This is a genomic window from Pseudomonas sp. SJZ077, from assembly GCF_007993905.1.
Taxonomy (GTDB): Bacteria; Pseudomonadota; Gammaproteobacteria; order Pseudomonadales; family Pseudomonadaceae; genus Aquipseudomonas; species Aquipseudomonas mandelii.
Genome location: NZ_VIUJ01000002.1, coordinates 459,882 through 471,347 on the forward strand (window position 1 = coordinate 459,882; position 11,466 = coordinate 471,347).

An 11,466-nucleotide genomic window follows, 5' to 3' on the forward strand; every position below is an offset into this window, starting at 1 on the left:
CGGCGCGGAGAGGACTTCGTCGCTTGAATCAGTTCTTTCTGATCAAACCGTAGATCACCAGCAGCACCACCGCGCCGACCAGCGCACCGATGAAGCCTGCACCTTCGCCTGCGTGATAGATGCCCAGAGCCTGGCCGCCATAAGTGGCCGCCAGCGAACCGCCGATACCGAGCAGGATGGTCATGATCCAGCCCATGCTGTCATCACCCGGTTTCAGGAACCGAGCCAGCAGGCCGACGACCAAGCCTATAAAGATGGTTCCGATAATTCCCATGGCACTTCCCTCTGATTGAATGGCAATGCAGAAGCCTAGTCAGACTTTCGCATCCTGCCATGAGAGAACGGCGGACCTAGAATGGTTCCGCCGCTGCCACATGAAACTGTTTATTCGGCGATGAGCGCTTCGACCTGGAGGATCTGCGCGGCCAGTGTTTCGCGGTTTGCACAACGCAGGTTGGCGTGACCAACCTTGCGGCCAGCCTTGAACGCTTTGCCATAGTGATGCAGATGGCAATCGGCGATGGCCAGGACCTTTTCAGTCTCCGGGACTTTGCCGATGAAGTTGAGCATCGCGCTCTCGCCGACCTTCGCCGTCGAACCCAGCGGCAGGCCAGCAACAGCCCGCAGGTGGTTTTCGAACTGGCTGCACTCGGCGCCTTCAGTGGTCCAGTGACCCGAGTTATGCACGCGCGGGGCGATTTCGTTGGCCTTGAGGCCACCGTCGACTTCAAAGAACTCGAACGCCATCACGCCGACGTAATTCAGCTGCTTGAGCACGCGGCTGGAATAGTCTTCCGCCAAGGCTTGCAGCGGATGGTCGGTGCTGGCCACGGACAGCTTGAGGATGCCGCTGTCGTGGGTGTTGTGAACCAGCGGATAGAATCTGGTTTCCCCATCGCGAGCACGCACAGCGATCAGCGAGACCTCGCCGGTGAACGGCACGAAGCCTTCCAGCAGGCAGGCCACGCTGCCCAGTTCGGCGAAGGTGCCGACCACGTCTTCCGGTTTGCGCAGGACTTTCTGGCCCTTGCCGTCGTAACCCAGGGTGCGGGTTTTCAGCACGGCCGGCAGACCGATCGACGCCACGGCAGCGTCCAGATCGGCTTGCGATTGAATGTCGGCGAACGCAGGGGTGGGAATCCCCAGGTCCTTGAACATGCTCTTCTCGAACCAGCGATCGCGGGCAATGCGCAGGGCTTCGGCGCTCGGGTAGACCGGGACGAATTGCGACAGGAAAGCCACGGTTTCAGCCGGGACACTTTCGAACTCGAAGGTCACCAGATCGACTTCATCAGCCAGCTGACGCAGGTGGTCCTGATCGCCATAATCGGCCCGCAGGTGTTCGCCCAACGCGGCTGCGCAAGCATCCGGTGCCGGGTCCAGGAAAGCGAAGTTCATGCCCAGCGGGGTGCCCGCCAACGCCAACATGCGGCCCAACTGGCCGCCACCGATTACACCGATCTTCATCGTCAACAACCTCAGGCGATGCGTGGGTCTGGATTTTCCAGGACGCTGTCTGTCTGCTCAGCGCGGAATTTTTTCAGCACCGCGTGGAACTGCGGGTGCTTGGCGCCGAGGATACTCGCCGACAGCAGGGCTGCGTTGATCGCGCCGGCCTTGCCGATGGCCAGGGTGGCAACCGGAATGCCCGCTGGCATCTGCACGATCGAGAGCAGCGAATCGACGCCCGAGAGCATCGACGACTGCACCGGCACGCCCAGCACCGGCAGGTGGGTCTTGGCCGCACACATGCCAGGCAAGTGGGCCGCGCCGCCGGCACCGGCGATGATCACCTCGATGCCACGCGCCTCCGCCTCTTCGGCGTACTGGAACAGCAGGTCCGGGGTGCGGTGGGCAGAGACCACTTTCACCTCGTAAGGGATGCCGAGCTTTTCCAGCATATCGGCGGTGTGGCTAAGGGTGGACCAATCGGACTTGGAGCCCATGATCACGCCAACCAGTGCACTCATCGTCGTGCCTCTTCTCTCTGGGCGCCCGCAGGCGCGTCAAAAAACAACAAGCCACGCAAAATGCGTGGCTTGATTGTACGAATTATGGCCAGTCAAGCCGGCCGAAGGCCGCGCAGTATACCTCAATGAAGCAGATAAACAGCCCCTGAAACGACCATCTGTCATACGGCGCAAAGTGCCGGTTTTATTGACTTGAAGGTCAGCGAAAGAACACCACAAATCCCCTGTGGGAGCGAGCCTGCTCGCGAATGCAATGTGTCAGTCGCCGACACTGTTGACTGAACCACCGCATTCGCGAGCAGGCCCGCTCCGCTCCCACCTTTGATCTTCAGTGGTTTCAGGATCCCGTCGTGCCTTGGGCGGCGCCGCCTTCCAGTTTGCGCCACAGCAAACGAACGTTCGCCTTGCGCACCAGCGCGCAGCGATACAGTCGGATCTCCAGCGGCACATGCCATTGCGGGCCGCCGCAGACCACCAGTTCACCGCGCGCCAGTTCGGCACGCACGCTCAATTGCGGCACCCAGGCAATCCCCAACCCCTCGAGCGCCATGCTTTTCAGGCTGTCGGCCATGGCGGTCTCATAGATGGTGGTGAAGCGCAGCGCACGCTGGCGCAGCAGCATATTGACCGAACGCCCGAGAAACGCACCGGCGCTGTAAGCGAGCAGCGGCACACTGGCCTCGCCTTCCAGATCGAACAAGGGTTTGCCGTCGGCATCCGCCGCGCACACCGGCAACATCTCGGTGTGGCCAAGGTGCAGCGACGGGAAGATTTCCGGGTCCATCTGCAAGGCCGCGTCCGGGTCATAGAACGCCAGCATCAAGTCGCAACCGCCCTCGCGCAGCGCATGCACCGCGTCGCCGACGTTGGTCGCCACCAACCGCGTGGCAATGTTCAGGCCTTCATTGCGCAACTGCGCGATCCAGCGCGGAAAGAAACCCAAGGCCAATGAGTGAGCGGCAGCCACTTGCATCACTTCGCCCTGTCCGCCTTCCAGGTGATGAAGGTGGCGCAGCACTTCGCCGAGCTGTTCAACCACGGTCCGCGCGGTCACCAAAAACAACTGTCCCGCCGCCGTCAGTTCGACCGGCGTGCGTGAGCGGTTGACCAACGTCAGCCCCAGCGCGGCTTCCAGGCTGCGGATTCGGCGACTGAACGCAGGCTGCGTCACGAAGCGGCGTTCCGCAGCCTGGGAGAAGCTGCGGGTGGCGGCCAAGGCGCTGAAGTCCTCGAGCCATTTACTTTCCAGATTCATCACGTCCTCCCGGACACGCACCAATTTAGGTCACACGCTCGCCGCACACACGGCGTCACACCGGCATTATGCCGAATGTGCATAGGCCAGTGTTTAACAGCATTGGCCGAAAATTCTCTACAAGCCTAGCATTTGCAGCGTTCCGGCACAGACCGGGTCCTTATCGAGATGATTTCTATCATGTCCTCCGCTGCATCTTTCCGCACAGAAAAAGACCTGCTTGGCGTACTCGAAGTACCTGCTCAAGCGTATTACGGCATCCAGACCCTGCGAGCGGTGAACAACTTCCGTCTCTCCGGCGTTCCGATTTCGCATTACCCGAAGCTGGTTGTCGGCCTGGCGATGGTCAAACAGGCCGCCGCTGACGCCAACCGCGAGCTGGGTCACCTGAGCGAAGCCAAGCACGCGGCCATCAGCGAAGCCTGTGCCCGTCTGATCCGCGGCGATTTCCACGAAGAGTTCGTGGTGGACATGATTCAAGGCGGCGCTGGCACTTCGACCAACATGAATGCCAACGAAGTCATCGCCAACATCGCGCTGGAGGCCATGGGTCACCAGAAGGGCGAATACCAATACCTGCACCCGAACAACGACGTGAACATGGCGCAGTCGACCAACGACGCCTACCCGACCGCGATCCGCCTGGGTCTGCTGCTGGGTCACGACGCGCTGCTGGCCAGCCTCGACAGCCTGATCCAGGCGTTCGCTGCCAAGGGTGTTGAGTTCAGCCACGTCTTGAAGATGGGCCGTACCCAGTTGCAAGACGCCGTGCCGATGACCCTGGGTCAAGAATTCCGCGCCTTCGCCACCACGTTGAGCGAAGACCTGGCACGCCTGAAAACACTGGCCCCTGAACTGCTGACCGAAGTGAACCTGGGCGGCACCGCGATCGGTACCGGTATCAACGCCGACCCGCGTTACCAGCACCTGGCCGTTCAGCGCCTGGCCCTGATCAGCGGTCAACCGCTGGTTCCGGCGGCCGACCTGATCGAAGCCACTTCCGACATGGGCGCCTTCGTGCTGTTCTCCGGCATGCTCAAGCGCACCGCGGTCAAGCTGTCGAAGATCTGCAACGACCTGCGCCTGCTGTCCAGCGGCCCACGCACCGGCATCAACGAAATCAACCTGCCGGCGCGTCAGCCAGGCAGTTCGATCATGCCCGGCAAGGTCAACCCGGTAATCCCGGAAGCGGTTAACCAGGTAGCGTTCCAGATCATCGGCAACGACCTGGCCCTGACCATCGCCGCCGAAGGCGGCCAGTTGCAACTGAACGTGATGGAGCCGCTGATCGCCTTCAAGATTTTCGACTCGATCCGCCTGCTGCAACGCGCCATGGACATGCTGCGCGAGCACTGCATCGTCGGCATCACCGCCAACGAAGAGCGTTGCCGTGAGCTGGTCGAGCACTCGATCGGCCTGGTCACCGCGCTGAACCCGTACATCGGCTATGAAAACGCCACCCGCATCGCCCGTATCGCCCTCGAAAGCGGCCGCGGCGTGCTGGAACTGGTGCGCGAAGAAGGCTTGCTCGACGACGAAATGCTCGCCGACATCCTGCGCCCGGAAAACATGATTGCTCCGCGTCTGGTGCCTTTGAAGGCTTGACCGAACGCAGACTCTTGCTCTTTTAACGAAGAGCACCAGGAGCCACACGCTCACCAGGTCGAGGGACTAGACACCTCTCACCTTTTGAGGGCTTGGGGATTTATTCCCCAAGCCCTTTTTTTTAACTTTTGTAAGGAAAACCGTCTTCTGTAGGAGTGAGCCTGCTCGCGATGAACGATAACGCGGTGTAACTGAAATACCGCGGTGCCTGCATCGCGAGCAGGCTCACTCCTACAAAGGCCTGGCTCAAAAAGTCAGGTGTTTCAAAGGCTTCGTTTCGTCGCTTGCACCACAACCGTGCAGACGGACGGCACTCTCCTAGGTATAGTGCCGCCCCTCTTCGCGTGAGCGGTCGTCGGTAACGAGGCCCAAACCCATGCGAAACCCGAACTAATAACAAACCTGCGATATGGGCCCGGGACGAACACTCGCCTCACTGTTGTGCCACGTGCACACCGGTGTAACGCGATGTTTCTGCCTGCCCAACATTTGCCTACACAAAAAACAGCGAGGAATAATCCATGCTCGAAGTCATTAACGACTTCCTCTCAGGGAAAGTACTGATCGTGCTCATTGTCGGGCTCGGTAGCTACTTCACGATCCGCTCGCGTTTCGTTCAATTGCGCCATTTCTTCCACATGTTCGCGGTGTTCCGCGACAGCCTGAAAAGCAGCGCCGGCCAACTCAGTTCGTTCCAGGCCTTGATGCTCAGCCTCGCCGGCCGTGTCGGCGCGGGTAACATCGCCGGTGTCGGCATCGCCGTTACCCTGGGTGGCCCGGGGGCGGTGTTCTGGATGTGGGTGACCGCACTGGTCGGCATGTCCAGCAGCTTCTTCGAATGTTCCCTCGGCCAGCTCTACAAGCGCTGCGATGCCGACGGCACCTACCGTGGCGGCCCGTCCTATTACATCCAGCACGGTCTGCAGAAACGCTGGCTGGGCATGATCATGGCGTTCCTGTTGCTGGTGACCTTCGGGTTTGCCTTCAACGGCCTGCAATCCCACGCCGTGACTCACTCGCTGAACAACGCGTTCGGCCTCGACACCACCTACACAGGCCTGGCCCTGGCGGTGCTGCTCGGCCTGGTGTTCATCGGTGGGATCAAGCGCATCGCCAAGGTCGCTGACCTGCTGGTGCCGGTGAAAACCCTGGTGTACATCGGCGTGACCATCTATGTGATCGTGCTGCAGTTCGACCAGGTTCCGGGCATGCTGATGACCATCGTCAAAAGTGCTTTCGGTCTGGACCAGGCCTTCGGCGGCCTGATCGGCAGCGCAATCGTCATGGGCGTGAAACGTGGCGTGTTCGCCAACGAAGCGGGCCTGGGCAGTGCGCCGAACGTGGCGGCCGTGGCTTCCGTCGAGCACCCGGTGGCACAAGGCGTGGTTCAGGCGTTCAGCGTGTTCCTCGATACTTTCGTGATCTGCACCTGCACCGCATTGCTGATCCTGCTCTCGGGTTTCTACACCCCAGGCTTCGAAGGCGACGGCATTGCCCTGACCCAGAACTCGCTGGCCGCCGTGGTCGGTGACTGGGGCCGTAGCTTCATTTCCGTGGCGTTGTCGTTGTTCGTGTTCACCTCGATCCTCTACAACTACTACCTGGGCGAGAGCAACCTGCGCTTCCTGATCGGTGAAAACCGCAAGGCGCTGATTGGCTACCGCGCGCTGGTGCTGGTGTTGATTTTCTGGGGCGCCATCGAAAACCTCGGCACGGTGTTCGCCTTCGCCGACATCACCATGACCATGCTCGCGTTCGTGAACCTGATCGCGCTGTTCCTGCTGTTCAAGGTCGGCATGCGCATCCTGCGTGACTACGATGACCAGCGTGCCGCCGGGATCAAGACGCCGGTATTCGATTCGAGCAAATTCCCGGATCTGGACCTGGACTTGAACGCCTGGCCAGCCAATCCGCCGGCCGCGGCTCCAAAGGCTGAAGCCGAACTGCAAGGCGTACCCGCAGCGCAACGCTGATGGGTAAACGACGGGCGCATCCTCTGCGCCCGTCAGTTAAAGTGCACAACTTGTGGGAGCGGGCAGGCTCGCTCCCACATGTCATCTCTTGCGGAGACTTTCCCATGGTTCCCAACTCCTACCCAGCCGCCCAGCACGTCATGGTGCTCTACACCGGTGGCACCATCGGCATGCAAGCCAGCGCCAATGGCCTGGCCCCGGCGTCCGGTTTCGAAGCGCGGATGCGTGAATATCTGCACAGCCAGCCCGACGTGGTCGTGCCGCAGTGGCGCTTTCGCGAAATGTCGCCGCTGATCGACAGCGCCAACATGAGCCCGACGTACTGGCAGCAACTGCGTGAAGCGGTGGTCGACGCCGTTGATGTCCAAGGCTGCGACAGCGTGCTGATCCTGCACGGCACCGACACCCTCGCCTACAGCGCCGCCGCGATGAGTTTTCAGTTGCTCGGCCTGAATGCCCCCGTGGTGTTCACCGGCTCGATGCTGCCGGCCGGCGTGACCGACAGCGATGCCTGGGAAAACCTCAGCGGTGCGCTGGTTGCCCTGGGCCATGGCCTGGCGCCGGGCGTTCATCTGTATTTCCACGGCGAACTGCTGGACCCGACTCATTGCGCGAAGGTTCGTAGTTTCGGTCGCCATCCGTTCAAGCGCCTGGAGCGTCAGGGCGGTGGTGTGAAGGCCACGTCGCTGCCGGCTCAATTGAATTACAACCAGAGCAAGCAACTGGCGAAAGTCGCGGTGCTGCCGTTGTTCCCAGGAATCGGCGCCGAGCAGCTTGATGGCGTGCTGAACAGCGGCATCCAAGGCTTGGTGCTGGAATGCTACGGCAGTGGCACCGGGCCGAGCGATAACCCTGAGTTTCTCGCCGCTCTGGAGCGGGCACGGGACAATGGTGTGGTTATCGTCGCCGTCACCCAATGCCATGAAGGTGGCGTTGAGCTGGATGTCTACGAGGCCGGTAGCCGGTTGCGAGGCGTGGGTGTGCTTTCGGGCGGCGGCATGACCCGTGAGGCGGCGTTGGGCAAGTTGCATGGGTTGCTGGGTGCCGGGCTGGACACCTCTGAAGTCCGGCGTCTGGTCGAGCTCGACCTTTGCGGTGAACTGGTCTGATACACCGCAGGACCTGTAGGAGCGAGGCTAGCCCGCGAAGACGTCCTTGAAGGCGCCAAAAGCTTCGCGGGCAAGCCTCGCTCCTGCAAGTATTCATTCGCGGCATACAACTTGCTCGATTCCAGCATCCAATCGCTGGAACTTCCCATGCTCCACTCCCACCTCACCACCCTCAACGCCGTCTCCCTGGTGCTCAACACCTTCAAGGCCGAAGGCTTGTCCAGCGAAGCACTGCTGGCGGGAAGTGGCATCAGCGCGGCGGATCTGAGCCGGGCGGACACGCGAATCACCACCAACCAGGAGATGCAGGTGTGTGCCAACGCCGTCGCGCTCAAGCGTGATATCGGCCTGGAACTGGGGCGGCGGATGCACGTTTCGTCCTACGGCATACTCGGTTATGCGCTACTCACCTCTGCCACCTTCGGTGACGCTTTGCGCCTGGCGATGCGTTATCCGGCGCTGCTGGGAACACTTTTCGAGTTGAGCCTGGAAGTCGACGGCGAGCGTGTGTGGTTCGTCGCTGCCGATTATCGAGAAAATCCGGCGCTGGCCGTGTTCAACGCCGAGTTCTGCCTGGTGTCGTTAAAAGTCATTTGCGATGACCTGCTCGGGCACCCGCTGCCATTGCTCGCCGCTCGCCTGGAACATATGGCGCCGGATTATCGGGCGAGCTACGCCGAACACTTCGACTGCCCGCTGCACTTCGACGCGCGAGATAACGCCTTCGCATTCGACAAGCGCTGGCTCGACCAGCCCTTGCCGCTGGCCGATGTCATCACCCATCAGGCCATGGTCGACCGCTGCCGCAAGCAGAACACCGAATTCACCGGGCGGCAGGCGTGGTTGGGGCGGATTCGGCAGTTGCTTCGTGCGCAACTGAATGCAGCCCCGGGGCTGGAAGGTTTGGCGTTGCAGATGAATTGCTCGGCGCGAACGTTGCGTCGGCATCTCAAGGACCTGGGGTGCAGCTATCAGGAATTGCTCGATGAACTGCGCTTCGAGCAGGCCAAGCAGATGCTCTGTGAGGATCAGCTGCCGATCTACCGGATCGCCGAGGCGCTGGGCTTCAGCGAAACCGCGAGTTTCCGCCATGCGTTTGTGCGCTGGAGTGGTGTGGCACCGAGTCAGTTCCGCCCTTGACCCACAACTCTCTGTAGGAGCGAGGCTTGCCCGCGAAGGCGTCTTCAAGTACGCCAAACGCTTCGCGGGCAAGTCTCGCGCCTACAGGTGGGTGCCCAACACCGGGGCACTTGCGCGCCAATAAAGGGCGAATTCCGGTCAGATCTTTTGGCCATATCGATCCCCTTTTGGCCTTTCCTGCCGTTCTCCGAATCGCGCTGCGCCGCAAGACTGTGTTCAACCGAATCAGCCTGCGGAGAACAAGAAATGCTGACGATCTACTCGGACGATCACCACCTGCACCACGGCCGTTGTGAATTGATGGACGGGCAACTGATGCCCTGCTTCGAAATGCCCTCGCGTGCCGACCATGTGCTGCAACGCGTGCAAACGCAGAACCTCGGCCCTGTCGAAGCGCCGAAGGATTTCGGCCTCGACCCGATCGCGCGCATCCACAGCCGCGACTACCTCGACTTCTTCAAAGGTGCCTGGGCACGCTGGACCGAATTCAAAACCGACGGCGACTTGCTGCCCTACACCTGGCCAGCCCGCACCTTGCGCCGGATCATCCCCACCAGCCTGCACGGCCAGCTCGGCTATTACAGCTTCGACGGCGGTGCGCCGATCACCGCCGGCACTTGGCAAGCGGCATACAGCGCAGCGCAAGTGGCCCTCACCGCGCAAGCCGCCATCCAGCGCGGCGCTCGCAGTGCCTTTGCCCTGTGCCGTCCACCGGGACACCACGCCGCCAGCGACTTGATGGGCGGTTATTGCTACCTCAACAACGCCGCCATCGCCGCTCAAGCGTTCCTCGATCAAGGCCACAAAAAGATCGCGATCCTCGACGTCGACTACCACCACGGCAACGGCACTCAATCGATTTTCTACGAACGCAGCGATGTGCTGTTCACCTCGATCCACGGCCATCCGGAAGCCGAGTTCCCGTTCTTCCTCGGCTATGAAGACGAGCTCGGCGAAGGGGCCGGTGAAGGCTTCAACTTCAACTACCCTTTGCCGGCTGGCAGCGGCTGGGACCGTTGGAGTGCAGCGCTGGAGCAAGCCTGCAACGAGATCGAAACATACGGCGCCGACATCGTCGTCGTGTCCCTGGGCGTCGATACGTTCAAGGACGATCCCATCTCCCAGTTCAAGCTCGACAGCCCCGATTACCTGGCCATGGGCGCACGCATCGCGAAACTCGGCAAGCCGACGCTGTTCGTGATGGAAGGCGGCTACGCGGTAGAAGAAATCGGCATCAATGCCGTGAACGTTCTCGAAGGTTTTGAAAGCGCCCAATGAGGAATTAGAACAATGAACAGACTCACGCGTTTTATCGCACCGGTACTGTGCGCCACGGTACTCGGTGGCGCCGCCCACGCTGAAGAGCGAACGTTGCGCGTCTACAACTGGTTCGACTACATCACTCCCAAGGCGCTGGAAGACTTCAAGGCGCAGAACACCCAGACCAAACTGGTCTACGACATCTTCGACACCAACGAAGCACTCGAAGCCAAGCTGCTGACCGGTAACTCCGGCTACGACGTGGTGGTGCCCTCCAACGTGTTCCTCGCCAAGCAGATCGAAGCCGGCGTGTTCCAGCCCCTGGACCGTAGCAAATTGCCGAACTGGAACCACCTCGATCCGAAGCTGATGAAGCTGCTCGAAGGCAACGACCCGGGCAACAAATTCGCCGTGCCGTACATGTACGGGACCATCCTGATCGGCTTCAACCCGGACAAAGTCAAAGCCGCGCTGGGCGACAAGGCGCCGGTGGACAGCTGGGACCTGATCTTCAAGGAAGAGAACATCAGCAAGCTCAAGCAGTGCGGCGTCGCCCTGCTCGACTCGCCGTCGGAAATCCTGCCCCTGGCCCTGCAACACCTCGGCCTGGACCCTAACAGCAAGAAGCCGGCGGACTACGAAAAGGCTGAAGCGCTGTTGATGAAAATCCGTCCGTACATCACCTACTTCCACTCCTCCAAATACATGGCGGACATTGCCAACGGTGACATCTGCGTCGCGGTCGGTTATTCCGGCAGCTTCTCCCAGGCTGCCAACCGCGCCAAGGAAGCCAAGAATGGTGTGGTCGTCGACATGCGCCTGCCCAAGGAAGGCGCGCCGATCTGGTTCGACATGCTCGCAATCCCCAAAGGCGCGAAGAACCCGGAAGACGCCTACACCTTCATCAACTATCTGCTGCAACCCCAGGTGATTGCACCCGTCAGCGATTTCGTCGGCTACCCGAACCCGAACAAGGACGCCACGGAACTGGTCGACCCGGCGATCCGCAACAACCCGAACCTGTACCCGACCGAAACCGCGATGGGGACGCTGTACACCCTGCAACCGTTGCCGCGCGATGCCGAACGCGCGCGGACCCGGGCCTGGACCAAGATCAAGTCCGGGACCTGATACCCGCCTGAAAACCGAAGACC

Annotated in this window: 10 protein-coding genes; 6 read left to right on the forward strand and 4 right to left on the reverse strand. The window is 61.1% G+C overall.

Features of this window, described 5'->3' with window-relative positions; translation table 11 throughout:
* Positions 1–28: 28 nt before the first annotated feature.
* From FBY01_RS05860 to FBY01_RS05875, 4 genes are all read right to left on the reverse strand, one after another.
* Complete coding sequence (locus tag FBY01_RS05860; RefSeq protein ID WP_145306512.1) at positions 29–274, reverse strand: GlsB/YeaQ/YmgE family stress response membrane protein; 246 nt, start codon at positions 272–274, stop codon at positions 29–31.
* A gap of 110 nt (positions 275–384) precedes the next feature.
* A complete protein-coding gene (locus FBY01_RS05865; protein ID WP_145306510.1) occupies positions 385–1,467 on the reverse strand; it encodes a 5-(carboxyamino)imidazole ribonucleotide synthase in 1,083 nt (360 codons plus the stop codon).
* An 11-nt stretch (positions 1,468–1,478) separates the two neighbouring features.
* Positions 1,479–1,970, reverse strand: coding sequence for a 5-(carboxyamino)imidazole ribonucleotide mutase (purE, locus tag FBY01_RS05870; RefSeq protein ID WP_008150032.1), 492 nt, complete (start codon positions 1,968–1,970; stop codon positions 1,479–1,481).
* A gap of 337 nt (positions 1,971–2,307) precedes the next feature.
* On the reverse strand, positions 2,308–3,225 hold the full coding sequence (locus FBY01_RS05875; RefSeq protein WP_145306508.1) for a LysR substrate-binding domain-containing protein: 918 nt from the start codon (positions 3,223–3,225) through the stop codon (positions 2,308–2,310).
* A 180-nt stretch (positions 3,226–3,405) separates the two neighbouring features.
* On the opposite strand from FBY01_RS05875, the gene aspA reads away from it, so the two are divergent.
* From aspA to FBY01_RS05905, 6 genes are all read left to right on the forward strand, one after another.
* Positions 3,406–4,830: an aspartate ammonia-lyase gene (aspA, locus tag FBY01_RS05880; protein WP_010465341.1), complete on the forward strand. Its 1,425-nt coding sequence runs from the start codon at positions 3,406–3,408 to the stop codon at positions 4,828–4,830.
* A 521-nt stretch (positions 4,831–5,351) separates the two neighbouring features.
* On the forward strand, positions 5,352–6,803 hold the full coding sequence (locus FBY01_RS05885) for a sodium:alanine symporter family protein (protein WP_010465343.1): 1,452 nt from the start codon (positions 5,352–5,354) through the stop codon (positions 6,801–6,803).
* Between the two features lie 104 nt (positions 6,804–6,907).
* Positions 6,908–7,912, forward strand: coding sequence for an asparaginase (locus FBY01_RS05890; protein WP_010465345.1), 1,005 nt, complete (start codon positions 6,908–6,910; stop codon positions 7,910–7,912).
* Between the two features lie 147 nt (positions 7,913–8,059).
* Positions 8,060–9,052: an AraC family transcriptional regulator gene (locus tag FBY01_RS05895; RefSeq protein ID WP_010465347.1), complete on the forward strand. Its 993-nt coding sequence runs from the start codon at positions 8,060–8,062 to the stop codon at positions 9,050–9,052.
* Between the two features lie 246 nt (positions 9,053–9,298).
* Positions 9,299–10,330: a histone deacetylase family protein gene (locus tag FBY01_RS05900; protein WP_083375438.1), complete on the forward strand. Its 1,032-nt coding sequence runs from the start codon at positions 9,299–9,301 to the stop codon at positions 10,328–10,330.
* A gap of 12 nt (positions 10,331–10,342) precedes the next feature.
* Positions 10,343–11,443, forward strand: a complete 1,101-nt coding sequence (locus tag FBY01_RS05905; RefSeq protein ID WP_010465352.1) for a polyamine ABC transporter substrate-binding protein — start codon at positions 10,343–10,345, stop codon at positions 11,441–11,443.
* Positions 11,444–11,466 lie beyond the last annotated feature (23 nt).

What these genes read in the sequence shown, in the direction of transcription:
- FBY01_RS05860 (WP_145306512.1), bottom strand. Translation starts at nt 274, where the DNA reads ATGGGAATTATCGGAACCATCTTTATAGGCTTGGTCGTCGGCCTGCTG.
- FBY01_RS05865 (WP_145306510.1), bottom strand. Translation starts at nt 1,467, where the DNA reads ATGAAGATCGGTGTAATCGGTGGCGGCCAGTTGGGCCGCATGTTGGCG.
- purE (WP_008150032.1), bottom strand. Translation starts at nt 1,970, where the DNA reads ATGAGTGCACTGGTTGGCGTGATCATGGGCTCCAAGTCCGATTGGTCC.
- FBY01_RS05875 (WP_145306508.1), bottom strand. Translation starts at nt 3,225, where the DNA reads ATGAATCTGGAAAGTAAATGGCTCGAGGACTTCAGCGCCTTGGCCGCC.
- aspA (WP_010465341.1), top strand. Translation starts at nt 3,406, where the DNA reads ATGTCCTCCGCTGCATCTTTCCGCACAGAAAAAGACCTGCTTGGCGTA.
- FBY01_RS05885 (WP_010465343.1), top strand. Translation starts at nt 5,352, where the DNA reads ATGCTCGAAGTCATTAACGACTTCCTCTCAGGGAAAGTACTGATCGTG.
- FBY01_RS05890 (WP_010465345.1), top strand. Translation starts at nt 6,908, where the DNA reads ATGGTTCCCAACTCCTACCCAGCCGCCCAGCACGTCATGGTGCTCTAC.
- FBY01_RS05895 (WP_010465347.1), top strand. Translation starts at nt 8,060, where the DNA reads ATGCTCCACTCCCACCTCACCACCCTCAACGCCGTCTCCCTGGTGCTC.
- FBY01_RS05900 (WP_083375438.1), top strand. Translation starts at nt 9,299, where the DNA reads ATGCTGACGATCTACTCGGACGATCACCACCTGCACCACGGCCGTTGT.
- FBY01_RS05905 (WP_010465352.1), top strand. Translation starts at nt 10,343, where the DNA reads ATGAACAGACTCACGCGTTTTATCGCACCGGTACTGTGCGCCACGGTA.